Genomic DNA, 25,073 nt, shown 5'->3' with positions numbered 1-25,073 from the left:
GCAGTGAAAAAAATAATTCTGCTGAGTTTGGCTCTGCTTTTGGTGTTTTTGGTAAGTGCTATAGCTCACGTACCCGCTCAGATTGTGCTGAATTATCTGCCTTTGCCCCCACAGCTTATGGTAAGTGGGGTCACAGGCTCTTTTTGGAATGGTCGAGCTGATGCTGTTAAGTGGCAGAGTAGTAACTATGGTTCTCTGAACTGGCAGTTATCACCGCTTAAGCTCTTGCTCGGTAAAGCAGAGGCTCAGGTGCGTTTTGGTCAGGGTAGCGATATGCAGATCTCCGGACGGGGAACTGTTGGCCTGAGTATGTCTGGTCCTTATGCTCATAACTTAGTTGCCTCACTTCCAGTTGGTAAAGTCCTTGAATTGGCTCCACCACTCCCCATTCCGGTTGAACTTAGCGGTAAAGTGGAATTGAGTATTCAATCTATGGTTTATGATGCGCCATATTGCCAATCTGCTAAGGGCTCATTGGTATGGAATACAGATAAAGTCATTACCCCTCTTGATGAGCTAAGGCTAGGTCCAGTTATTGCCAACTTTACTTGTGATAATAGTGATATCACGGTGAAAGTGGAGCAAAGTAGTCAAGATGTTGTAAGTTCAGGCGATCTTGAACTTAGCCCTAATCGTACTTACCAAGCATCGGCATGGTTTAAGCCAGGTGAAAACTTCCCCCAAGCACTTGCTGAGCAATTGAAGTGGCTACCCTCACCAGACGGGCAAGGCCGCTATCAGCTTAGTTACCAAGGTAAGCTTAACTAAAGGCAGCAACTTGAGTTAGGTATTTGCCAGAAATAGGCGTTTGCATTTGTGGCAAATATCGAGATTGGGATCTGGACTGGTGCTAGCAAGCCCTGATAGTTGGAAAACTAATTTGCGCTCTAAGTCCGCCATTGCTGCGATTATTGATAGTGACGCTTCCTTGGTGCTGATTGGCGATGCGTTTAACTATCGCTAGACCGAGCCCTGTGCCTTCACTTCCACGAGCCGTGTCCCCTCGAGTAAAGGGCTCAAACAGCTTTCCTATCTGACCTTCCTCGATCCCTGGTCCATTATCTTCAATACAAACCCATACAAGCGTGTTATCGGCGGTAATACCCGTGCTGACTTTAACCCAACCATTGCCATAACGCATGGCGTTGATAAGAAGGTTAGTAATGGCTCGCTTGATCGCAATCGGGCTTCCATGTGCAAACTTGAGTGGTCTGTGATACTCAGTTTCGATTTTCACTTCATATCCACCTTCAGCAGAGGTCACTTCGTTGGTGATGTCATTAAGGTTAACAGCAACAAACGTTTCTCTGTCGACGGGTTTCAGGTAGTCCATAAACTGATTGATGATCTGATTGCATTCTTCAGTGTCGCTGATGATACCTTCAGCAAGATAACTGTCTTGTGGTGACATCATTTCGGTCGCGAGACGAATGCGTGTCAATGGCGTTCTTAAATCGTGACTGATACCAGCCATGAGTAGGGTTCGGTCCTCTTCAAGTGCTTGAATGCCTTTGGCCATTTGATTAAAAGCGCGGGTAACGGCGCGAATTTCTGACGCTCCTTTGACTGGTAAAGGAGGGGGGATCTCACCTTGCCCCACACCTTTGGCGGCTTTTTCTAGCGCAATAAGGGGCCGATTTTGTAAACGGATAAAAAGCCAACCTCCTGCAACAATTAGTAAAGCCACTAATAAGCTATTGCGAAACAGTGGCGCAAAGTCTTCTTCATGTAATTCGGATAGTGGAATACGAAGAACGGAGCCGGGTAAGGAGTCGATTTTCATCCATAATATATAGCTATCTGCTCCGAGCGTCATGCGCACATCGGTTCTAGTGCCTAGCTCTTTGCTCATCTCTTCACTCATAAGATCTATGCTCATTCCCTGATAATACTCGGCCGCAATTGGGCTATCCTCACTGTGAATAGTAACGCCGAGCTGCTCAAGCACTCGCCTTCGCAGTGGTGCATCCATTTGGAGTTGGTGCTCTGCATTTGCAGAATCATCGAGCATAAGGCTGATTTCATGGCCGAGAATCTTATTGAACTGCTGCATGCTGGGCATCAAAGCGTAATTGAATACAGCGTAATAGGAATAAATTTGGCTTGCGATAAGTAAGGTGAAAAAGATAAAAATTGATTGAGTAAATGAGCTAGTAATACGCATGCCAGTAACCTTAGTCACAATGAATAAAAGAAATGCGAGACATAAGCTCGCATTCTTACCGGATTAGCTATTATGCCTCTTTGCCATCTGGAACAAAAACATAACCTAGCCCCCAGACAGTTTGTATGTAGCGTGGCTTACTCGGATCGAGTTCAAGCATGCGGCGCAGGCGTGATATTTGTACGTCAATCGAGCGCTCCATCGCTGAATACTCTCGGCCTCTGGCCATATTCATCAGCTTATCTCGAGACATGGGCTCTCTAGCATTGGTGACCAGTGCCTTAAGAACGGCGAACTCTCCTGATGTCAGAGGCATTGACTCTTCCCCTTTAAACATCTCTCGTGTGCCGAGATTAAGACTAAACTCACCAAACTCGACCACAGATTCTTCAGCGCTAGGAGCGCCGGGAAGTTCAACCGTTTGACGGCGTAATACTGCCTTTATTCGAGCAAGCAGTTCGCGGGGGTTAAATGGTTTGGGTAGATAGTCATCTGCGCCCACTTCTAAACCGACAATGCGATCGATCTCATCGCCTTTGGCGGTTAGCATTAAAATCGGAAGGGTGCTGTTTGCATTGCGTAGTCGTCGGCAGATAGATAAGCCGTCCTCTCCTGGTAGCATGAGATCCAGCACCATTAAATGGAAGTTTTCACGGGTCAATAGGCGGTCCATCTGCTCGCTGTTGGCAACACTGCGTACTTGAAACCCTTGTTCAGACAAGTAACGTTCTAACAGTGCACGTAAACGCGCATCGTCATCAACAACCAAAACTTTGTGCTTTTCTTGCATAGAATGCTTCCACCTATTTGTATATCCAGTGCTCAGAGTGAGGGGCTAGGACTTTTGCCTTGCGACTAAAATGTAACACCCTTTGCTAAAAAGTAGTCAAAAGAATTGTTAATGATTATTACCTTTTTGATCCTTTTTAGCTAATGTATATGCCAAGATCAACCAAGCAGTATTGAAGCAATGAAAACAAACTTGATCACCCGTGAAGGTTTTCAGCGATTAAAAGATGAACTTGATTTTTTGTGGAAAGACGAGCGCCCAGAAGTGACCAAAAAAGTCACTTGGGCGGCTGGTTTAGGCGATCGCTCCGAAAATGCGGATTACCAATATAACAAAAAGCGCTTACGAGAAATTGATCGCCGGGTTCGTTACCTTAGAAAGCGCTTAGAGCAGGTTAAAGTGGTTGACTATTCGCCTCAGCAAGAGGGAAAGGTTTTTTTTGGAGCATGGGTGGAAGTAGAAAATCAAATGGGGGAAGTGAAAAAGTTTCGTATTGTTGGTCCGGATGAAATTTACGGCGATGCAAAGGACTATATTTCGATTGATTCTCCTATGGCGAGGGCGCTACTCAAAAAAGAAATTGATGATGAAGTAATGGTAAGAACCCCTGAAGGGGAGAAAGAGTGGTTTGTAAACAGGATTGATTATAAGGCTGATGGCGAGCCTAGTTAGAATACCGCCGCGCAGCTGCGCGGCGGTAGAAGATTGATTATTTCTCGTAATCAGGCTTGTCTGTTACTATATAGTTGGTTTCACTAGAGACCATAACACCATGTTTTAGGAAGTTTTTACCTAAAATCATGCTGTAGTGGAAGCGGCTGCGATCTTGAAGGTTTACTCTCACTCTCCTTTCCAAGTCACCGAGTTTTACTTGCATTTCAACCACAGGTCGAACATTGGCTTTCTCCCCCTTTTTGGCCTTAATTCGCATAGTGTCTACAACTGGCTTAGTAAAAGTTTGGCTTATCCCTGCATCGTTTTGATAGGTAAAGCTAACCATGTCTTGGCCATCTTTTTTAAATTGCTTGATATTTATCGCGTTTATCGAACTGACATCCGCGCCAGTATCAAGTTTCACCGGAAAAGACATACCTTCGACCTGCGCAACTTCAATATGGCCTGCTTTAAAAATGGGGTCATTTTCTAGTAGATGATCTGATCGTGTGTTTAATAGTACGCCACCCTTGGCTATGTTGTGACCCAATACAAAAAAGGGTTGTTGATGCTTATCTTTATCTAGGATATCCAGAGCGACATTCATTGGTTGCTCTTTACTGCCAAGTATGACATTTCCCTCTATCACAGGGCGTACTGAGTCACCTACTTTAAGCTTTTTAATCACAGGTTTTGTGATTTTTTCCGCTTTCCCTGTCTCTGTTGGCAGATAGAAAGTCGCTACTTCTTTTTTATCCTTTTCAGTGAGCTCGAAACTCTCTACGCGAAGTAAAGGGGTTTTGACTGCAAAGGTTGGGTAAGCAGGCAGACTAATATTATCCAGTTTGATGGATTCTTGTGGCGAAATTACCAGAGTGTCAGATTTAAGAGCGGCGCTAAATGGCTTGTTGTGTTGGAGTAAGTTTTCTTTGTCAGTGTCGATAACAAAGTGCTGGCTTGCCAAATCCTTGCCAATTCTAATTTGTGAGCTGAACTTACTCCGGTCGCGCAAATAGACTAACCAGTTTTGACTATGCGTCTTATCTATTGTGACCGGTAGGTAAACCAAAGGACGTTCCCCACTGCTGGTTTTTAGCATCCGAACTAAAGGTAAGGTCATGGTTTGACGCTGTTTATTCTTTCCTTCCAGAACAAACGAGACTTGCTTATTCTTCTTGTCTACTTGGATGTTTAGTGCATGGGCGCTGGTATAGCGAGCTGTGGTTGAAATGCTGGTTTTATAGGGAATATCAGAGATGGTGACTAAGTCCTTTTTGCCAATCATCTTTGCATTGGGTTGTTCTTGAAGATAGTTATATCCCGCTAACACCCAAGCATTGTTGTTAAGGTAAGTTTTGCCAATTAGGATTGGAGCTGAAAAGTGAGAGCGGTCAGTTAAATTAACCAAAGTCTCTACTTTCTTGTTCGCTATCGTCAAAGGTAGTGTTATTGCGGGGCGTAAAATAGGTGCTTGGCTGGTGCGGCTGCGGATAACACTTAACTTCTCCAGCTTTTTATCTACGGGTATTGTCTTACCTGTTATGGGGTTTGGTATCTCAAAAGTGACGTGGACTTGATAGGCATCAAAGCTGTCGTCATCCCAGCTTGCTGCGGCAAATTTTTCAGCATCCCAAGTTCCATCGGTGCCAATTAAATCACCGAAAACTGCCCACATAAGTTGGTCATCTTGATACTTTTTAAACTTAGGGTTGTTGCTGTATAAGTGAACATTTTCTGCGTGAATGGAGGTGCTATCAGCACCAGTATCAATTTTGCCAGCAAAAGGTACCTGAGCAAGCTCAGAAATACCATTGAAGTAGACGTTTTCGACTCGGCCTAGTACAGGTTTATTATCGAGCTGGTAAATAGGGCTTTGTGTGGTGGCTGCAAGGACTTGCTGCCAGGTCAATGGATTGGCAAGTAAAGCCACCATTAGCACTAAGGCCGAAGACAGTTTCTTCATCATAGTTTCCCCGTAGATATTTAAGCGCAAAGGTATGTTCTAATACTCAGAGGTGATCTGCTTTCAGTTGTTCCAGTTTTGACATAAATCTGATGGATGTCTATCAGGAGTTGGTAAATTTTACTTAACATAGTTAAAAACATTGCAAATTCTGTATAGAACCCCAATGTTCTACGGATAAATCCCATCACTAAGAATGAAGAGAATCACCGGATGAGCCAAGCTATCTGCCAAATGATTGCTCAAGAACTTAATGTTCGCCCTGAGCAAGTCACTGCTGCTGTCGATCTAATTGATGACGGAAATACCGTCCCTTTTATTGCCCGATATCGAAAGGAGGCGACAGGTGGCCTGGATGATACCCAATTACGTAATCTCGATAGTCGACTTGCTTACCTCAGGGAGTTAGAGGATCGCCGTCAGACCATTCTAAAGTCGATTGAGGAGCAAGGTAAACTCACCGACCAATTGGCAAAAGATATTCACCAAGCGGAGAGTAAAACGCGTTTAGAAGACTTGTATTTGCCTTTTAAACCCAAACGTCGAACCAAGGGACAAATTGCAATTGAGGCGGGTCTTGAGCCATTGGCAGAAACACTGTGGAATCATCCTGAACATGATCCTGAGCAGCAAGCCTCTGACTATGTTGATTTGGAAAAGGGTATAGCAGATACCAAAGCGGCGCTTGATGGTGCAAGAGCCATCATCATGGAACAAATCGCAGAAAACGCTGACCTGCTGGAAAAAATACGTTCATACCTCAACCGCCACGCAGAACTTGAATCGAAAGTTGTCGAAGGAAAAGAGCGCGAAGGAGAGAAATTTAAAGATTACTTCTCACACTCTGAGCCTTTAAATAAAGTGCCTTCTCATCGCGCGCTTGCCATGCTACGTGGTCGTAATGAAGGCTTTCTTACATTGACCATGAATGCGGACCCTTCGCAAGAGCAAGGCACTCGTCAGTCTTATTGTGAAACCATTATTGCCGATCATTATGGCATTACTGTAAGCGAGGCCCCTAGTGATGGTTGGCGTAAGCAAGTGATCAGCTGGGCGTGGCGCGTGAAAGTGTCAATGCACATGGAAACTGAGCTCATGGGTGCGATGAAAGAACGAGCAGAGGTTGAAGCAATAGAAGTTTTTGCTACTAATCTCAAAGACCTTTTAATGGCAGCGCCTGCTGGTCCTCGAGCCACCTTAGGATTGGATCCAGGCTTGAGAACAGGCTCAAAAATAGCTGTGGTAGATTCAACAGGTAAAGTGTTAGCGACCGATACCATTTACCCTCACCCTCCGCAAAATCAATACGATAAGTCGGCTCAGGTTGTCGCCAAATTAGTCGAAAAGTATCAAGTCGATTTGATTGCGATTGGTAATGGCACTGCATCGCGTGAAACCGATAGTTTCGTAGCAGAGCTTGTGAAACGTCATCACCTTAAAGTGCAAAAAATTATGGTCAGTGAAGCTGGAGCGTCTGTGTATTCAGCTTCTGAGCTCGCAGCCAAAGAGTTTCCTGATTTGGATGTTTCACTTCGAGGGGCAGTTTCAATTGCTCGCCGCCTGCAAGACCCCTTAGCAGAGTTAGTGAAAATCGACCCTAAGTCTATTGGTGTGGGCCAATACCAGCATGATGTCAGTCAATCTATGTTGGCGAAACGCTTAGACGCAGTAGTTGAAGATTGTGTGAATGCTGTTGGCGTTGACGTGAATACGGCCTCGCCCGCTCTATTGAGTCGAGTGGCAGGTCTGTCTAGTACGATTGCACAAAACATTGTCGACTATCGCGATCAACATGGTCGATTCGAGGCGCGCACCGTGCTTAAAAAAGTCGCTCGCCTTGGGCCTAAAGCCTTTGAGCAGTGCGCGGGCTTTTTGCGCATCATGGGAGGCAAAAATCCATTGGATGCCTCATCGGTTCACCCAGAAGCGTACCCTGTAGTAAAAGCCATCGCAGAAAAAAACGCTAAGAAAGTGGATGTGCTGATTGGCGATACTCAGTTTTTACGGGGGTTGCATGCGATTGACTACACTGATGAGCACTTTGGCCTGCCTACGGTAACTGACATTATCAAAGAGCTTGATAAACCTGGCCGAGACCCTCGTCCAGAGTTTAAGACAGCAACTTTTGCCGATGGTGTTAATGCGGTGTCCGATCTTGAGCTGGGAATGATATTGGAAGGTGTTGTGTCTAATGTGGCTAACTTTGGTGCTTTCGTTGATATCGGGGTGCATCAGGACGGCCTAGTGCATATTTCGGCATTAACCGATCGCTTTGTTTCTGATCCAAGGGAGGTGGTGAAAGCAGGTGATATCGTTAAAGTCAAAGTGATGGAAGTCGATGTTCAGCGCAAGCGTATCGGTCTATCCATGCGTCTTACCGATGAACCTGGGCAAGATAACCGCTCACAACGTGCGGCACCAGCAAATAAAAAACAGGGCCGTACTCCGGCCCGCAGTAATGAATCGTCAAATAATGCGATGGGCGGCGCTTTTGCTGCCGCTTTTGCCAAAGCGAAAAAATAACGTTTCGGCCGATACAAACCCCCGTACACGGGGGTTTTTTATTAGTATCAAGCGTTTTATTACAACACCGCTATGACATCCGAAGGAGTGTTTGGTGCAACCGCATCGCCATAATGAAATTTGATGATGGTTCTGCGTTTGGCCATTCTCCCTTCGGTGATCGCTGCATCAATAATGTACCTTGGTAACCGAAAGCGCATTGCGTAGCCTTTGCCTTGATCCTTACTGTAGCTATCTAGAGCAATTAGCTTGAAAATCCTATCGAGGGCATCGTTAGGGTTTTCATGATAAGTCGGCTTCACATCATCTTGTTCACTCGCTTCATAGCTAGGATGTTCTGCTGGATCCCAAGAAGATTGTTTTCGCCTTTTATCATCCGCTTTAACTTGGCGCTCTGCGTTACTTTTGGTTAATGCCACCGTAGGGTTGACGGGCTCGCGAACCTTGTTGTCTCGTGCAACCTGTTCGGTTTGCACATTAACCGATGGAGCGATCAGCGGTACGCTTACGTTCGTAGGTGATACGAGCATTGCTTAACCTCCTCACGCTCAGTCAACAACGCATAATAAAACAGCGTTTTCTTGACTTAGTTACTTATCGGCTTACTTGATTAAAATTTTAGCTTATTGATTGAATTATTTTTATTTTGCCTTGGCGAAGTGAATGACCTTTTGGCAAAACTGCTCATTTTCGGTGATAAAGGGGGCATGTGAGGAAGCGCTAAATACATGACTGTTACTTATCGGCATAAGTGCATCGACCTCTGTCGCCACCTGCTTTGGAACTAAGCCATCTAAGCGACCATACAAACGAAGGGTTGGAATATCTAATTGTTTGAGAAGGTGTCTGTGATCGACGCTAGAGAGCAGCTCTAGGCCGGCAATGAGTGATTCAGTATTGGGTAGTGGCCGAGATAATACTGCTTGTTTAAGGCTTTTGATATCTTGACGCGCAGAAGGGCTACCCATTGCCTGCAGTGCCATAAACCTTTCGATTGTCAGTTTGAAATCGTCAACTAATTGCTCAGTGAAATTGTTGAGCACTTTGGGCTGTATTCCTTTCCACTGTTTGTGCGCTGAAAACTTTGGAGAGCTGGCAACCGTGATTAATTTAGCGATATGCTCGGGGTGTTGTAAGGCGATGTGTGTAGCAATTAAGCCGCCCAGAGACCAGCCGAGCCAGGTCGCGTTCTTCGGTGCGTCGGTCAGAATTTGCTGACTCAAGTCTTCTAAGGTGTTAAACGTGAGATGATTGCTGTGGCCAAAACCGGGCAGGTCAATAACATGAACTCGAAAATGTTCACTTAACTGCTCGGCAGTTTGATGCCAAACCGCCCCATTCATTCCCCAACCGTGGATAAGAATCAAGTCACTGCCTTGACCGCTACGTTGCCAGTATGGCGCTGCGTGTTTGCTCTCAGTTTGTACCACGTTTTTCATCCTTAAGATTTCATTTAAACGGCTAAATTATCCTGACTACTGATTTGGCAGGCGCAGGGCATATGTTAACCGATTGGATTGGTAAATACACAGCTTACCTGTTACCTAAACATTGCGACTTATGTGGCTTACTTATTGAGAGACCGTATTCACATCCCATTGTGTGTCGTATCTGTCTGGATAATATGACTCGTCAGTCTCGCTGTTTACGTTGTGGGCTTATCGTACCAGTCAAAGTAGAGCAATGTGGGCGCTGTCTTGTCTCACCGCCTCCCTGGTCGCGCTTGTATTGTGTCGGTGATTATCAACACCCGCTGGCAAGCTATATCCATCGATTAAAATATTCTGGACAATTTTGGCATGCGAGAACACTGGCTTTACTCCTTACTCCTCACCTTAGGGAAAAACCGGACTTGATTACTTTTGTGCCACTGCACTGGCAGCGCTTTTTATATCGAGGCTATAACCAAAGCCAGCACTTGGCCTGGGAAATTAGTCACTCGAAGCAGGTCAACTGCGATGGCGTTTTTCGTAAAGTCAGGGCAACACTGCGCCAACAAGGTATGACTAAACAGCAAAGAAAACGCAATGTCAGGCAGGCTTTTAAGCTGCGTTTCCCCATCCATGCTGAACATGTCGCCATTGTTGATGATGTTCTTACCACAGGAAGTACAGTTGAACCTTTGTGCGAACTCCTTAAGCAGAATGGGGTGAAAAGAGTTGATATATATTGCATTTGTCGTACCTCTGAACCAAGGGATAAGCTAAGTGGTGCGAATTTGATCTAAAAGGCTAGATCTTGCAGAAATCAGGAGTAAAATGAGAGGTAAATAGCCTACAAAATTACTCAGGTATTCGTCGTGTCAAATTCTATTACTATTACTGAAAATGCCCAGCAGCACTTTGCTAACCTTTTAAGTCAGCAACCTGAAGGTACAAACATTCGTGTGTTTGTGGTAAACCCAGGTACTCAGAATGCCGAGTGCGGTGTTTCTTATTGCCCAGTGGAAGCCATTGAATCTTCGGATACAGAAATTAAATATCAAGGCTTCTCTGCGTATATTGATGAACTAAGCTTGCCTTTTCTTGAAGATGCTGAAATTGACTATGTGACAGATAAAATGGGGTCTCAACTGACCCTAAAAGCCCCCAATGCTAAAATGCGTAAGGTTGCGGATGATGCGCCATTGCTTGAGCGTGTTGAGTATGCGATTCAAACCCAAGTTAACCCTCAGTTAGCTGGGCATGGTGGACACGTCAATCTGGTTGAAATTACCGATGATGGTGTTGCTATTGTTGCCTTTGGTGGTGGGTGTAATGGCTGCTCTATGGTTGACGTGACCCTTAAAGAAGGAATCGAAAAAGAGCTATTGCAGCAATTTGAAGGTGAATTGACAGCGGTTCGTGATGCGACAGAACATGATCGCGGAGAGCACTCTTACTACTAAATAAAACTGGCTTAGTAAGAAAAATCAATGGTCCTGATTTGAAAGGTTGGCGATAAAGTCAGCCTTTTTTGTTTTCAAAACTATTTGTTTTCTCATATATTAGTGGCTTAACCAAGACTAAGGAGTAGTGAGTGGCTAAGCGGAACCTTCCCATAATCCAGAGTAAACAGACGGTAGCAAAGTCCAAGCTATTTACTGTTGAAGCGCTTGATTTACGTTTTAGTAATGGTGTCGAGCGAACCTATGAGCGAATGAAACCCAGTGGCCGAACGGCGGTTATGATGGTGCCGGTGACAAAACAAGGGGACTTGTTGCTAGTTAGGGAATATGCCGCAGGCACTGAGTCTTATGAACTTGGTTTTCCAAAAGGTCTGGTGGACCCTGGGGAGCAGCCCATAGATGCTGCAAACCGAGAGCTCAAAGAGGAGGTTGGTTTAGGAGCCAAAAAGCTTACGCCACTTAAAGAGGTTGTCCTCGCCCCTTCTTATTTTTCGAGTAAAATGACCTTATTTATTGCAGAAGATCTATACTCAGAACAATTGGAAGGTGATGAACCAGAGCCCCTGGAAGTGATTCGTTGGCCACTTTCTCAAGCAGAAGAGCTTCTTACTCACCTCGACTTTAGTGAAGCGCGCAGTATAACAGCGTTATTACTTGCTCTACGTACCCTAAAACCATAATCAATGTAGAGCATTGAAGGATTAATTATGCCAATGACCGAAGACTTTTCTCAGCATTTGCCAGCCGTGATTGATATCGCTCGGGCGGCGGGCCAGTTAACGCTTGATATCTATCAGAAAAAAGACTACCAAGCCTATACTAAAAATGATCAGACTCCAGTGACAAGTGCTGATATTGCTGCTCATAAACTGATACTGGAAAAGCTCACTGAGCTTACCCCTGAGACACCTGTACTCTCTGAAGAGGATGCGGATGTTAGCTTGGAGAAAAGGTCGAATTGGCATCGCTACTGGTTAGTTGACCCCTTAGATGGGACTCAGGAGTTTATTGCTCGCAGTGGTGACTTTGCCACCATCATTGCATTGGTGGAAGATCACAGGCCAGTTATGGGAGTGGTTTATAGTCCAGTATCAGGCGTCACTTATTATGCCTACAAGAATAAAGGTGCGTGGAAGCTCCCTGATATGGATGAGAGCTTGCGTATTAATACGCTACATCATCAAGGGCAAGCCGATTCGATTGTGATGGCAATAAGTCGCAGGCAAGACATCAGCCGTATTACCAGCCGGATGAATAGTCGATGGAATTACGACTTGGTTCCACTTGGATCTGCGGCCTTGAAAGCTTGTCTGGTTGCAGAAGGGGCTGTGGATTGTTATCTGCGCCTTGGGCCTACTGGTGAATGGGATACAGCGGCGACTCAGTGCATTGTTGAAGAAGCGGGAGGGCGCATATTAAGTACCCAACTTGAACCGCTTTCCTATAATGAGCGAGAAACACTGGAAAATCCGAACTTTATTGTGCTTGGTGATCAGAGCCTGCCTTGGGATGAAATCTTACAAGTAAAGGACTGATCTACATTGCCTTAAGTACCCTAGATTAGGCCTTGGAGTAGATATCTCTCTCACCAAGCCAGCGTTCAATAATAGCACTTGCCTTTTCTGGGTAGTTATCATGAATATGACGCGCAACGCGCTGAACTTCGGGAATTAAGTGCTGATCTCTCACTAAATCTGCGATTTTAAAATCGGCAATGCCAGTTTGTTTGGTGCCGAGCAACTCTCCTGGCCCACGAATTTCCAAATCGCGCTGTGCAATCACAAATCCATCGTTACTTTCTCTAAGTACGCCTAAGCGTTTTTGTGCCGTTTTCGATAAAGGTGAGTGATATAACAAAACACAGTGACTGGCGACACTGCCTCGACCAACCCTTCCTCGCAGCTGATGAAGCTGAGCTAAACCTAAACGCTCTGGGTTTTCAATAATCATCAAGCTAGAGTTTGGTACGTCGACACCAACTTCTATTACCGTGGTCGCAACCAATAAGTGCAGTTTGTTATCCTTGAAATCCTGCATGACAGACTGCTTTTCTGCTGGTTTCATCCGGCCGTGGACCAAGCCAATTCTTACCTCGGGTAATTTTGCTTGTAACTCTTGAGCGGTGTCTTCTGCTGCTTGTGCTTCGAGTACTTCTGATTCATCAATCAGGGTACAAACCCAATAAGCTTGTTTGCCTTCATTGAGACATGCGTTGCGCACCCTTTCAACAATCTGGTCGCGTTTGCTATCAGGGATGGCGACGGTTTGAATAGGGGTTCTACCTGGAGGGAGTTCATCAATTACAGAGGTTTCTAGATCGGCATAGGCTGTCATCGCTAGAGTGCGAGGGATCGGGGTTGCGGTCATAATGAGCTGATGAGGGTATGCACCTTGCTTTTGTCCTTTTTCTCTCAGTTCAAGGCGCTGATGTACACCAAAGCGGTGTTGCTCATCAATAATCACCAGCGCTAAGTTATGAAAATTTACTTGCTCTTGAAACAAGGCGTGGGTACCGACGACCATTCGAGCTTGGCCACTGGCAATATTCTCCAGCTCCGCTTGTTTGGCTTTACCTTTGAGTTTTCCGGCCAGCCAACCGACCTCAATGTCCATTGGCTCGAGCCATTGTTTAAAATTAATCGCATGTTGCTCAGCCAGAAGCTCAGTTGGAGCCATAAGAGCGACTTGATAATTATGCTCAAGAGTTCGCAGTGCGGCGAGTGCTGCAACCAAGGTTTTTCCTGAGCCTACATCGCCTTGCACTAGACGCATCATGGGGTGAGGCTTTTCTAAATCTTGTTCAATTTCCTTGACAACTCGTGATTGTGCCTGAGTGGGAGAAAAAGGTAGCTGTTGCAATAGCTTTTGTTTTAATTCTGTTTTTTCAGACAGAGGGAAAGCGGTGTCTTTCTGACTTTTACTTCTTACCGATAGCATGGAGAGGTTTTGCGCCAATAATTCTTCCATGATCAGACGAATTTGTGCTGGATGCTTGCCTTGATCAAAGGATTCCAGATCTATATCTGGAGTGGGCCTATGTATGATATGCAGCGCTTGGTTTAAAGAGATTTGTTGATCGTATAGCCCAGCAGGTAAGAGCTCTGGTACCGCCGCCTTGTTAAGCAGCTCCAGAGCCTGATCGGTTAGGCTGCGCAGCGTAAGTTGGCGTAGGCCGTCAGTGGTTGGATACACTGGGGTCAGCGTCTTTTCAAGCTTGGTGACTTGGTCAGATGCATAAAATTTGTAGTCTGGGTGAATGATTTCCAGACCCGTGCTCCCTCGCTTTACTTCGCCATAAGCGTGGACTTGCTTGCCTTCACTAAAGTTATTTTTCATTGCGGCAGTGAAATTGAAAAATCTTAGTGTAATCGTCCCATTACCATCACTGATTCTTACTGCCAGCATGCGGCGTTTCCCAAATAAGGTGTCGGCGCTCATCACCTTGCCTTGAACACTAGCCCACAAACCAGGATGCAGTTTGATGATAGGGTAGATGCGTGTTCTATCCTCATAGCGATGGGGGAGGTGGAAGAGCAAGTCTTGAACTGAGTGAAGACCCACTTTTGATAACTTTTCTGCGACTTTCGCTCCAACACCAGTCAGAGAAGTTAAGGAAATGGCAGAGAGTAATTGAGACATGACACAGCTCGGTACGTTATTTACTGGCTAATCGACTTTACTAGTTAACCACTGAGCTGTGTTTTTGTACAGGGAAACTTGGGTTCTGTGCCGAGTTTTGCTTTATTTTTGCTGCATCTCGCGCCACCAATCTTCACTTGCAATTACTTCGCCCTGGTCATCGATAAGTGGATAAGGCAAGCCTTTGCGCTTGGCAACTTTGGCTAGTACAGGGTGGCCGCGCTCAAACAAAACTTTTTGCACAGTACTTTCAGCGATTGGATTGGTTGGATTGTCATATAAACCTGCAGCTTGCCTTTGGCGCTGAGCCTCATACATGATAACGGCACTAGCAACTGACACATTGAGTGATTGCACCATGCCCAGCATTGGAATAATGATATCTTGATCGGCGAGCTGTTTGGCTTGCTCTGATGCCCCCATCTTTTCGCCACCCAGAATGATGGCAGTCGGTTTGGTGTAATCAATATCGCGAAAATCGACCGCGGTTTCCGATAAATTGGTGACTAAAACCTGCATATTTTGCTGTTTTAGTACACTCACGGCGTCGTTAATCGTGTCGTGGGTTTCTACTTCTACCCAGTTGCGAGCTCCCGCTGATGTATGACTGAGTGTGCGCATTGCATTTGGCCAAACAGCATGTATTTTATGGATAGCGGTGGCATCGGCGCTGCGAATTACGGCTGAGACATTGTTAGGTTTATGGACTTCTTCGAGACAAAATGTCAGGTCAGTCTGGCGTGACTTAAGGACTTGTTGAATCCGTTGGTAACGTTCTAAGTTCATAGCGATATATGTGATTTAAGCCCTTGAGCCAGTAAGCTCAAGGGCATAGTTAAGACAAGGTTAGTTTTTGCGACGTCGCACCTTAAGAGCATGAGGCATGGCTTTAATTTTGCGCATGATACCAGCAAGATGGACCCTATCCTTGGTGGTGAGCAAAACAGTGACTGTGTATAAACGACCGTCTTTCTCTTCCGTTGATAGTCCGTGAATATTCGACCCCGTTTTTGAGATAACATTAGTCAGTTCAGCAAGAACGCCTTGACGATTTTGCACATCCACGTACAGCTCGGTTATAAACTCTTGTTCATAATCATCAGACCATTCTACCGCCATGTATTTATCAAGCTCTTTTTGATAGCCGCGTACATTCGGGCAGGTCTCTCTGTGGACAACCAATCCCCGCCCTGGTGATACATGGGCAATAATATGGTCATCAGGTATCGGATGGCAGCAGTTAGCAAAGGTGAGAAGCAATCCTTCCGCGCCGCGTATTGGCAGCTTCTTCTTCGGCTTACCACCATCTGAAGGCTGGGCTTCTGTAAGCTCATCGGCATCGCCCAGTAGCCTGCGCGCAATCACTATACTCATCAACTCACCAAGCCCAATGTCTGCCAATAGATCATCGACGTTATCGATTTTTAACTCAGACAATACATGCTGGATATTCTCTTCACGAATATCTGATAGCGACAAATCGCCTAGAGCGTGATTGAGTAAACGGCGACCAAGGGTGATGGACTCTTCGCGGCGCATGGTTTTGAGTACTTGGCGTATTTTGGTTCGAGCCCGTGATGTAACCACATAGTTTAGCCAAGCTGCGTTTGGACGTGCTCCAGGCGCACTGATGATTTCAATCGCTTGACCATTTTTGAGCGATTTACTCAAAGGATAAGGGTTGCGATCCACTCGTGCCCCGACACAGGTATTGCCCACATCGGTGTGAACAGCATAGGCAAAATCGACAGCAGTCGCACCCACGGGGAGTTCAACAATACGACCTTTGGGGGTAAACACATAAATTTCGTCTGGGAAGAGATCCGATTTTACGTTTTCGATAAATTCGAATGAGTTACCCGCGCTTTGCTGTAATTCCAGCAGACTTTGCATCCAGCGCTGAGCTTTAATTTGCGCTGTGGTGCCAGAGCGATCGCTGTTGCCTTTATAAGACCAGTGTGCCGCGACCCCTTTGTCTGCCATTTGGTCCATATCTTCAGTACGGATCTGGACTTCAACGGGCACACCATGAGGGCCAACCATAGAGGTGTGAATGGACTGATAACCATTGGCCTTAGGCACGGCTATGTAATCTTTCATTCTTCCTGGGCGCGGTTTATACAAGCTGTGAACTTGTCCTAAAACGCGATAACAGGTGTCGGCGTCAGAGACGACAACTCTGAACGCGTAGATATCCATGATGGTGTGAAAGCGCTGCTCTTTGGTCTTCATCTTGTTGTAGATGGAATAGAGGTTTTTCTCTCGACCAAAAACTCGTGCTTTGAGACCAACTTCTTCGAGGCGGCCTTCAATTTCATCATGGATACGCTGAATCATCTCTTTACGGTTACCACGCGCCGATTTAACAACGGCCTTTAATACACGGTAGCGATTTGGATACAGGGCTTCAAAGCCTAACTCTTCGAGTTCAGTTTTGATGTTATGGATACCCAAACGATGAGCAAGTGGTGAGTATATTTCTAGAGTTTCTCTGGCAATACGACGTTTCTTGTCTGCTCGAAGCGCCCCTAAAGTGCGCATGTTATGGGTTCTGTCGGCAAGCTTGATAAGGATGACACGGATATCTTGCACCATGGCAAGAACCATTTTACGAAAATTTTCTGCTTGCGCTTCTTTACGATCGCGAAACTTGAGTTTATCAAGTTTCGATACCCCGTCGACCAGTTCAGCAACGGTCGCACCAAATTGATTTTCTAAATCTTGTTTGGTTGCGGCAGTGTCTTCGATGACATCATGCAGTAGTGCGGCTTGTAGCGTTTCAATATCAAGGCGCATTTCAGCCAGAATTCGCGCCACGGCGACAGGGTGGATAATATAAGGTTCGCCACTTGAGCGAGTTTGCCCTTCATGGGCATCTTTCGCTACCACATAAGATTGACGCAGAGCCTCAATTTGAGGCTCTGGTAAGTATTCTTGGGCAACGTCTTTTAAGCTGTCGAATAGATACAAACTTTAGGCCCGAAAGATAGTTATTAGAAGACTGTCAGATTAGCGACTGTGTGCAATACTGCTTACAGCGGCTAGTTCTGCTGCTTCTTGTTCCTGTTGTTCCTGACGCTCTCTAGCATCAAGAATTTCTTTAGTGATTAGGCCTTCTTCAATTTCGCGTAGAGCGATGACCGTCGCCTTATCATTCTCCTCTGGCACTAGTGAATCTTTACCACCAGTTTGCATTTGACGAGCGCGGCGAGCCGCAATAAGAACTAGGTCGAAGCGGTTGCCAACTTTTTCAACAGCGTCTTGAACAGTTACGCGTGCCATGAGAACTCCAAATTAGTTAACTAAAAATTTTGTATGACGAGAAATTATACAGTCTCTATGTTCTCAGTGTCTAGTAGCCACTGAGAGTAATTAGTGATAAACCACCTACAGGCGGCTTAATCTGCTAAAAGTGCATCAAGCATCACCTTATATTTGGCGGCTTGTTTGTCTTGTTTTAATCTTTCTGCTCGAATGATCGCCTTAAAATCGATAAGTGCGTTATCGAAATCGTCGTTAACAATCACATAGTCATATTCGGTATAGTGAGAAATCTCAGATTTTGCTTCTGCCATACGTTTTGCAATCACAGCTTCACTGTCTTGCCCGCGAGCATTGAGTCGACGTTCCAACTCATCGTCTGAAGGCGGTAAGATAAAGATACTCTGCGCTTTGGGCATTTGTTTACGGATTTGCTGGGCACCTTGCCAATCGATATCCAGGAAGACATCAATACCTTTATCTAAATTCTCTTCAATCCACAGACGTGATGTTCCATAGTAGTTGCCAAACACTTCAGCGTATTCAAGAAAAGCGCCTTGTTCGATAAGCTCTTCGAAGGATTCTTTTTGCACAAAGTGATAATGAACACCATCTTGTTCACCTGGGCGCATGCCACGGGTCGTGTGTGATACTGACACCTTCATGGCATAGGTTGGATTGGTCTCTAGCATGGCAGAAATCAAGCTAGATTTTCCTGCTCCGCTTGGCGCGGATACGATGTAAAGAGTGCCTTTTCCCATGGGTACATTCCAAATTTGTTTCTATTTTGCCTGCCTTAGGCTGACATCTTAAAGATAGCACTGACCGTGAAAAATCACTGAAGTGATTAAGTTTCAGTCAGAAAAAGGGAGCCGAAGGTTAGCATAAGTTGTTTGTTTAGAACAAGCTACTCAGTTTTGGGCTTTGCCGAACAGTCAAAAAGAAAAACTTAATGTGGTGGCTACAAATGATGCTTAACGAACGTGAACTAAAAGGTTTGTACGGCATTTGTAATTATCAGAACGACTTACGGTATATGAGTGTATAGTAATATGTACAATTATAATCAATATTTGATATGCAAACAATGGCTATATTCAATATATAAATGATTCTCATTTTATTATATGTTTATTCAATGTGATTCATTTAGGCGTTTCATAGGATATGAATAGAAAAATAGCCCTTAGGCAAAAAATACGGAAATTGGATTTCCAGTCTTTAGAAATCTTCTACAACCTATATATGCATCAAAGTGTAACTGAAGTTTCAGAGCTTCTGTCTTTAAGTCAATCTACAGTGAGTTATAGTTTAAATAGACTTAGGGCGGCGTTTGATGATCCTTTATTTGTTAGTTCTAGAACGGGTATGCAGCCGACACACAAAGCGGTACTTCTGATAGACAATATTAGTGACATTTTGGGCAAGATCTCTACTTGTGGTACAGATAAAAGTTTTTTTTCACCTAAAGAAGTTGAAACTGTATTTACAATATATTCACCTGAATATTTTGAAATTCTTGTTGTTCCTTTGCTGTTAAAAAAAATACTTGAAGAAGAACTAAAAATTAGCCTCGAAGTAATTAGGCCAGAGGATAGAGTTCCCTACGAGGATATATCTGAGCAAAAGATTGATCTTGGTATCGTTGTTAGACAGAAGCATTACCCATACAACCTTTGTCATCGCTCTATTTTGCAGGATAAATTAGTTGCTGTGTTTGATGGCGACCAAACTGGAATAGAGCCGCTGACAATTGAGGAGTTTGCCTTACGCAAACAGATCTTTCCATCTCCTTGGTTAACCAGTAACTGTATGGTTGATTCTTGGTTAAACTCTCAGGGTGTTCACAGAACAATTGCTATAAAAGCCAATGGTTATTATTCGGGTTTAAAGATGCTTACGGGCTCTGAAATGATGATGATGCTCCCAGAAAAAGTGTTTAATAAGGTTGCTCTACAGCATATCGGTTTACATTCCAGGCAAGCACCGCTTGGCCTGCCTGGATTTGAGCTTGATATGATATGGAGCAACTCCTGCTCAGGAACCCCAGCTAATATGTGGCTTAGAGAGCAAATTATGATGGCGTGTGAGAATATCAATCAAGCCTGAGCAGATGCACTTTTAAAATGCAGTTGGTAATTGTGGGGCTTGAACCTTTGGGCCATAAACAACATAGCAACAGCAACAGCAGCGAGTATAAGCCATGCTGAAGTAAAGCTTGAAGAGCTGTCTTTGATATAGCCCGCGACAAGGGGAGACATAGCAGCAATCATATAGCCGATACCTTGAACAAAAGCGGTGAGTTTTCCAGCTTGAGTTGGGTCGTCAACATGATCCATGGTGACAATAAGGCTCATCGGGAACAAGCCACCAATTCCCAGTCCAAGTAAACTCGCCCAAATCAAAGCATACTGCTCAGGTTTCATTATTAATCCACTGAAGCCTGTAATTATGCATACCAAAAGTAAAACCAATATGCTTCGTCTGTCCTTATTTCGACTAGCGATTGCAGGTATAGTTAATCCAGCTATTACCTCAACTGAGGTCAGAAATGCCAGAATGAGACCTGACTCTTTACTTGCCCACCCAAGATCAAAGTAATACGGGGGTAACCAAGCTAAAACACAGGTGTATGCCGATGTTCCGAGTCCAAAAAATATACCGAGAAGCCACGCCCTAGGGTTGGTCAAAAAGCTTGAAGATTTATCGATATCTTGATTGGTTTTGAGGTTATCTCCTACATATCGTTTGACGCTAAACCATGAAATAAGGGCAACGATTGCCAGAGCTCCCCAGATGGACAAAGCAAACCGCCAGTCACTGCTTGACTCGACTAGATAGGGCGAAGCTGATGCTGAAAGTGCTGCGCCGCCCATGATGGCTGTGACATAAACACCCATATACAGCTCTATGGAGTGTGAAAAGCGACTTTTTATAATTTTGGGAATTACTGCCTGAGTTAATGCGATACCTATTCCTGCAATAACCGCCGTTACCAGCAAGTCGCTGGCGCTTTGTGCGTAGTAACGAAATGCGGTCGCCATCGAAATGAGCAGGAGAGAATAGGTAATTAGACGGTGTTCACCTATCTTGTCAGCTAAACGTATCCCTACGAACATAGCAATACCCATTGCAAACACGGGTAACATAGTGAGTAGTGAAACCATAGTAAATGACAGGGGTATCTCACCGCGAATGGTGCTGAGTATAGGGCCTATTGCAGCCATGGATGGCCTCAGATTAAGCCCGATCAAAATTAATGATGCAAGTATTAATATTTTGTTGTTGGTTTCTTTTCTATTTAACATTTTTTATTCCTTTAACCTAAGCCAATACTATTAAACACTAATTGTTAATAATTGAGTATTTAAATATTCAAATACAGAATTTAATTTTTAATTTGCTAAAAGTATTAATTAGGATGAATAATCCCTTTCATAGAATTAAAGGATGTGTCCAATGAACAAAAACATGAATTTAAATAATTTATTTTTCGATAGTGTAAGAAGAAACAAAGATAGCTTGGTGGTGTATGGTGATACTAATAAATATACCTATGATTGTTTTAAAAACAGGGTGGCTATGCTTGCATCTTCCTTAAAAAACTTAGGCGTAAAAGAAGGAGATGTTGTAGCAATAGCAGATTGGGATAGTCATAGATACCTAGAAATGTACTTTGCTATTCCCATGATAGGCGCGACACTAATGACCTGCAATATTAGATTATCAAAGGAGCAGAGAGACTATACTCTTAACCATTGTGATGCAAAATTCTTTTTTATTAACTCTGACTTTTTACATGAAATACCTAATTCCAAAACAGTATATCCTAACCTAGTTAAATATATAAAAATTAGCGATAAAGATGACGATGAATATGAGTCATTTATAGCTCTCGGTGATTCTTGTTTTGGTTTTTCTGATATTGATGAAAACAGTATTGCAACACTGTTTTATACCAGTGGTACGACGGGCCTTCCTAAGGGTGTTTCTTTTACGCATCGACAGCTTGTCCTCCATACCCTAGCTCTAAGTAGCTTTTTATCTAGCGGCTATGGTCCTCAGCGTTTGCATGCTGGTGACGTTTATCTACCTATGACCCCAATGTTTCATGTCCATGCTTGGGGCTTTCCATACGTTGCTACCATGCTGGGACTAAAACAAGTCTATGCGGGTAAATATAGTGCTAAAAGTCTTTGCCACTTAATTAAAGAAGAAGGTGTTACTTTCACTCATAGTGTGCCAACTCTACTCGCAATGCTGCTTGATGAAATGGAAACAAGCAATGTTGACTTGGAGAACCTGAAGGTATTGGTGGGCGGTTCTCAGCTTAAACCATCACTTATGCATAGAGCGCTTGATATGGGTTTGGATGTCTGGTCCGGTTATGGCATGTCAGAAACTGGGCCTGTTATTTCGATATCCCGGCTCACGCCCGACCAGCCTGAAATAAAGCGCTGCTGCGCAGGTCAACCGATTCCATTTGTTGATGTAGCAATTAAGCCAGAGCCTGATGCGATCGGCAAAACTCCTTTAGTTGGAGAGATTACCGTTCGAGCACCCTGGGTAACTCAAGGGTATTATAAAGATACGCAAAGTACGAGTATGCAATGGACAGATGGTCGATTTCACACCGGTGATGTTGGTTATTTTACCGATGACGGGACCTTAGTAATCACAGACAGAAAAAAGGATTTAATAAAGTCTGGAGGAGAGTGGCTGTCTTCAAGTGAGCTCGAAAGTAGAGCTCTTGAAGTAGATGTTATTAAAGACGTGTCATTTATCGCGATGCATGACGACAAATGGGGAGAGCGTCCGGTTGCGTTTGTAGTTGCAAAAGGTGATTCAAATGAAAAAAAAGTAAAACAATCACTTAGGTCTCATTTTAACTTCTTGGTAAGCGAAGGTAAATTGTCGAGCTTTTCACACCCAGACTTAGTTTTAATGGTAGAAAGTTTACCTAAAACGAGCGTAGGCAAAATAGATAAAAAACAATTAATTCAATATTTGGAAAAGGAACTTCACTATGAATATAAAAATTGTTAGGAAAGATGAACCACTAGCATACTCTGCTAAGCGAGCAATTAAGAATAAATATAAAAATTTTTACAATGCTAGTATTAATCCAGATCCAGATTATTATATTGTGGCTGAAGACTTATATATAGCAAATGGGATTTCTTCATGTGCAGGAATAAGCTTTAAAGATAATCTACAACTTTTTTCTGAGCAATATCTAGATGATGATATAGATAAGATTATTTTGGATGTTTGGGGTAGGAAATATTCACCAGAAACTATCGCAGAAATAGGTGGATTAATTTCAAATAATCGTAATGCAAGTATTAAGTTGACCACCTTAATTCCATTTATTGCTCATTGTGTCGGCGCAAAGGTTCTTCTTTGCACCATCACACAAACAGTTGCTCAGTTGCTGAGAACATGTGGAATTAGATTTGAGCCTATATGTAATGCAGAAGAATCTTGCTTAGATCCTGGAGAGTCTGACTGGGGTTCTTACTATCAGGCTAAGCCGGTAACGGGTGTAATTTTCCTTGATGACCATAACGCAATGTTCAAAGCACTTTCTATGAGCATTAATTTTGATTACGACCATGATGCTTTAGATATGGGAGAAGCGGCATGAAAACACTTAGTCAATTACTAATTCAGGCTTTTAAGTCTAATGCGAATAATGTCGCGACAACAGAATATCCATCGATAGAGTCTGATGTGGTTGTCGAAAGAACTTATAAAGATATACAACAGCGTGTCGCTCGTTTGCAATCTGAGCTATTACATAAACTAGAGCTTATTGAATCTAAGGAGAGCGTGACAGTTGGAATTGTGGCACGTAATAGCTCTGATTGGATTGTTGCCGATTTGACTTGTCTATTTACAGGGGTGACGAGTTTGCCTTTACCTCAAGCTTTTTCTTTGTCCCAAGCTCAGCACCTAGCCAAGAAATGCGATGTGTTTATTTGTGATGGAGCTGGCGAGGCAACACTTAGGTCTAAATGGAAAATAGGATTAGACAAAAAGATTTATCTTCGTTTTGAAGATGTGCTTTCTGCTTCTAATGATCAAAATGTACTGTTGGATTTGGCGTCTCAGTTACCTACTGGAAGATGTAAAATTATTCACACTTCTGGCACGACGAGCCAGCCCAAGGGAGTTGAACTCAGTACTCAAGCGATAGTTGAAACCTATAAGAGTTTGTCAGTCTCCATACCTCAAACCAGTCAAAAGGCGTATTTGTCTCTAGTGCCGCTGAGTTTGTTACTTGAACAAGTTACGGGAATTTACTTGCCGCTAATTAACGGGGGTAATGTTAACTTTCTACCACCTGATATGCCGATCATTGGTGAGAACAAATGTGATATTAAAGTCATAATAAACTGGATTAAACGAGTCCAGCCTACAGCAATAACTGCTCCCCCAATACTTATTGAAGGATTATTAAAAGAAATTCAACATGGTGATGAACAGCTACTCCATTACCTTCAAAACACACCTCACATAACTTGTGGTGGAGCTCGCGTTGCTACTCATACCTTAAAGCAACTTAGAGAGCTTGGTGTTGACGCATACCAAGGCTATGGACTGAGTGAAAATGCTTCTGTAGTGAGTGTCAACACGACGCAACACAACCGCTTGGGCAGTGTTGGGCGACCTTTGCCTCATGTTGAGGTGAGAATAGCAAAGAGTGGATGTATTGAGATAAAAAGCCCATCGCTGTTCTCGGGTTATTCGGGTCAGGATCCATCTTCCTGCTTGGTTGATAAAGACGGTTGGCTTGATACCGGTGATATCGGCTACCTAGACGAAGAGAATTACCTGTATGTGTCTGGGCGAAAGAAAAATATTCTTTGTTTGCCCAATGGGATAAATGTATATCCTGAAGAAATCGAATCTGAGCTGCAGAAGCAGACAGGAATATTGGCAGCAGTAATGTTTCTAGATGATTTGTTAGGCACGGTTATTTTGCTCAAAGTCAACTCAGACATATTCGATAAAGCCGCTATTGAGAAGTGGATGGATAAAGAATTTTCGGAGGTAGAAAGGCCCAATTATCTATGGGTTATGGATAAGAGTGATGTCACGCTCGATAACTTGTTCACAGTTACCGATAGGCCAAAACGAGAAGCGATAAAAGACAAGTTTAAACAATTAAATAATATTCATTAGAGGT

The 25,073-nt window shown here is 43.9% G+C and carries 22 protein-coding genes; 11 read left to right on the top strand and 11 right to left on the bottom strand.

Annotated elements, in window-relative coordinates:
* The first annotated feature begins 3 nt into the window (after positions 1-3).
* Complete coding sequence (locus AAFM34_RS02175) at positions 4-768, top strand: type II secretion system protein N (RefSeq protein ID WP_341659509.1); 765 nt, start codon at positions 4-6, stop codon at positions 766-768.
* Between the two features lie 82 nt (positions 769-850).
* Here the strand turns inward: AAFM34_RS02175 and envZ are convergent, their stop codons facing one another.
* Entirely contained in the window at positions 851-2,164 is a 1,314-nt protein-coding gene (gene envZ, locus AAFM34_RS02170) for a two-component system sensor histidine kinase EnvZ (RefSeq protein ID WP_341659507.1), read from the bottom strand.
* Positions 2,165-2,234: 70 nt separating this feature from the next.
* Complete coding sequence (gene ompR / locus AAFM34_RS02165) at positions 2,235-2,954, bottom strand: two-component system response regulator OmpR (RefSeq protein ID WP_152429276.1); 720 nt, start codon at positions 2,952-2,954, stop codon at positions 2,235-2,237.
* Between the two features lie 180 nt (positions 2,955-3,134).
* On the opposite strand from ompR, the gene greB reads away from it, so the two are divergent.
* Positions 3,135-3,626, top strand: a complete 492-nt coding sequence (greB, locus tag AAFM34_RS02160; protein ID WP_341659504.1) for a transcription elongation factor GreB — start codon at positions 3,135-3,137, stop codon at positions 3,624-3,626.
* Between the two features lie 37 nt (positions 3,627-3,663).
* On the opposite strand, the gene AAFM34_RS02155 is transcribed toward greB, so the two are convergent.
* Complete coding sequence (locus AAFM34_RS02155; protein ID WP_341659502.1) at positions 3,664-5,574, bottom strand: RimK/LysX family protein; 1,911 nt, start codon at positions 5,572-5,574, stop codon at positions 3,664-3,666.
* Positions 5,575-5,784: 210 nt separating this feature from the next.
* Between AAFM34_RS02155 and AAFM34_RS02150 the strand changes: the two genes are divergently transcribed.
* On the top strand, positions 5,785-8,094 hold the full coding sequence (locus AAFM34_RS02150; RefSeq protein WP_341659500.1) for a Tex family protein: 2,310 nt from the start codon (positions 5,785-5,787) through the stop codon (positions 8,092-8,094).
* Between the two features lie 59 nt (positions 8,095-8,153).
* Here AAFM34_RS02150 and AAFM34_RS02145 read toward each other — a convergent pair whose 3' ends face one another.
* Positions 8,154-8,624, bottom strand: a complete 471-nt coding sequence (locus AAFM34_RS02145; protein ID WP_341659498.1) for an ATP-dependent Lon protease — start codon at positions 8,622-8,624, stop codon at positions 8,154-8,156.
* Between the two features lie 111 nt (positions 8,625-8,735).
* Positions 8,736-9,533, bottom strand: a complete 798-nt coding sequence (gene bioH, locus AAFM34_RS02140) for a pimeloyl-ACP methyl ester esterase BioH (protein ID WP_341659496.1) — start codon at positions 9,531-9,533, stop codon at positions 8,736-8,738.
* 62 nt (positions 9,534-9,595) lie between these two features.
* Between bioH and AAFM34_RS02135 the strand changes: the two genes are divergently transcribed.
* From AAFM34_RS02135 to cysQ, 4 genes are all read left to right on the top strand, one after another.
* Entirely contained in the window at positions 9,596-10,321 is a 726-nt protein-coding gene (locus AAFM34_RS02135) for a phosphoribosyltransferase family protein (protein WP_341659494.1), read from the top strand.
* A gap of 72 nt (positions 10,322-10,393) precedes the next feature.
* Positions 10,394-10,981 (top strand): Fe-S biogenesis protein NfuA, encoded by a 588-nt coding sequence (gene nfuA / locus AAFM34_RS02130; RefSeq protein ID WP_341659492.1) that lies wholly within the window; start codon positions 10,394-10,396, stop codon positions 10,979-10,981.
* Between the two features lie 131 nt (positions 10,982-11,112).
* Complete coding sequence (gene nudE, locus AAFM34_RS02125; protein ID WP_341659490.1) at positions 11,113-11,661, top strand: ADP compounds hydrolase NudE; 549 nt, start codon at positions 11,113-11,115, stop codon at positions 11,659-11,661.
* 27 nt (positions 11,662-11,688) lie between these two features.
* Positions 11,689-12,516 (top strand): 3'(2'),5'-bisphosphate nucleotidase CysQ, encoded by an 828-nt coding sequence (cysQ, locus tag AAFM34_RS02120; RefSeq protein ID WP_341659488.1) that lies wholly within the window; start codon positions 11,689-11,691, stop codon positions 12,514-12,516.
* A gap of 25 nt (positions 12,517-12,541) precedes the next feature.
* Here cysQ and recG read toward each other — a convergent pair whose 3' ends face one another.
* From recG to gmk, 5 genes are all read right to left on the bottom strand, one after another.
* Positions 12,542-14,620 carry an ATP-dependent DNA helicase RecG gene (gene recG, locus AAFM34_RS02115; protein ID WP_341659486.1) on the bottom strand — a complete coding sequence of 693 codons (2,079 nt, stop codon included), beginning with the start codon at positions 14,618-14,620 and terminating at the stop codon, positions 12,542-12,544.
* Positions 14,621-14,722: 102 nt separating this feature from the next.
* On the bottom strand, positions 14,723-15,406 hold the full coding sequence (gene trmH, locus AAFM34_RS02110; RefSeq protein ID WP_341659484.1) for a tRNA (guanosine(18)-2'-O)-methyltransferase TrmH: 684 nt from the start codon (positions 15,404-15,406) through the stop codon (positions 14,723-14,725).
* Between the two features lie 60 nt (positions 15,407-15,466).
* Entirely contained in the window at positions 15,467-17,590 is a 2,124-nt protein-coding gene (spoT, locus tag AAFM34_RS02105) for a bifunctional GTP diphosphokinase/guanosine-3',5'-bis pyrophosphate 3'-pyrophosphohydrolase (RefSeq protein ID WP_341659482.1), read from the bottom strand.
* A 39-nt stretch (positions 17,591-17,629) separates the two neighbouring features.
* Positions 17,630-17,902: a DNA-directed RNA polymerase subunit omega gene (gene rpoZ, locus AAFM34_RS02100; RefSeq protein WP_006957184.1), complete on the bottom strand. Its 273-nt coding sequence runs from the start codon at positions 17,900-17,902 to the stop codon at positions 17,630-17,632.
* Positions 17,903-18,018: 116 nt separating this feature from the next.
* Complete coding sequence (gmk, locus tag AAFM34_RS02095) at positions 18,019-18,642, bottom strand: guanylate kinase (protein ID WP_239172599.1); 624 nt, start codon at positions 18,640-18,642, stop codon at positions 18,019-18,021.
* A gap of 406 nt (positions 18,643-19,048) precedes the next feature.
* Between gmk and AAFM34_RS02090 the strand changes: the two genes are divergently transcribed.
* On the top strand, positions 19,049-19,990 hold the full coding sequence (locus AAFM34_RS02090; RefSeq protein WP_341659473.1) for a LysR family transcriptional regulator: 942 nt from the start codon (positions 19,049-19,051) through the stop codon (positions 19,988-19,990).
* On the opposite strand, the gene AAFM34_RS02085 is transcribed toward AAFM34_RS02090, so the two are convergent.
* Positions 19,981-21,189, bottom strand: coding sequence for a cyanate transporter (locus tag AAFM34_RS02085; RefSeq protein WP_341659472.1), 1,209 nt, complete (start codon positions 21,187-21,189; stop codon positions 19,981-19,983). The two genes, AAFM34_RS02090 and AAFM34_RS02085, sit on opposite strands and share 10 nt — an antisense overlap.
* Before the next feature lie 151 nt (positions 21,190-21,340).
* Between AAFM34_RS02085 and AAFM34_RS02080 the strand changes: the two genes are divergently transcribed.
* From AAFM34_RS02080 to AAFM34_RS02070, 3 genes are read left to right on the top strand one after another with little or no spacing between them, the layout of a single operon-like run.
* Positions 21,341-22,927 (top strand): long-chain-fatty-acid--CoA ligase, encoded by a 1,587-nt coding sequence (locus AAFM34_RS02080; protein WP_341659470.1) that lies wholly within the window; start codon positions 21,341-21,343, stop codon positions 22,925-22,927.
* A complete protein-coding gene (locus AAFM34_RS02075) occupies positions 22,908-23,528 on the top strand; it encodes a thermostable hemolysin (RefSeq protein ID WP_341659468.1) in 621 nt (206 codons plus the stop codon). Before AAFM34_RS02080 ends, AAFM34_RS02075 begins: the two co-directional genes overlap by 20 nt.
* A complete protein-coding gene (locus tag AAFM34_RS02070) occupies positions 23,525-25,069 on the top strand; it encodes an AMP-binding protein (RefSeq protein ID WP_341659466.1) in 1,545 nt (514 codons plus the stop codon). The genes AAFM34_RS02075 and AAFM34_RS02070 overlap by 4 nt, the downstream gene beginning before the upstream one ends.
* The last annotated feature ends 4 nt before the right edge of the window (positions 25,070-25,073 follow it).

This window comes from Vibrio sp. (assembly GCF_038138445.1).
GTDB lineage: Bacteria > Pseudomonadota > Gammaproteobacteria > Enterobacterales > Vibrionaceae > Vibrio.
This window is presented reverse-complemented; position numbering and strand designations above follow the sequence as displayed.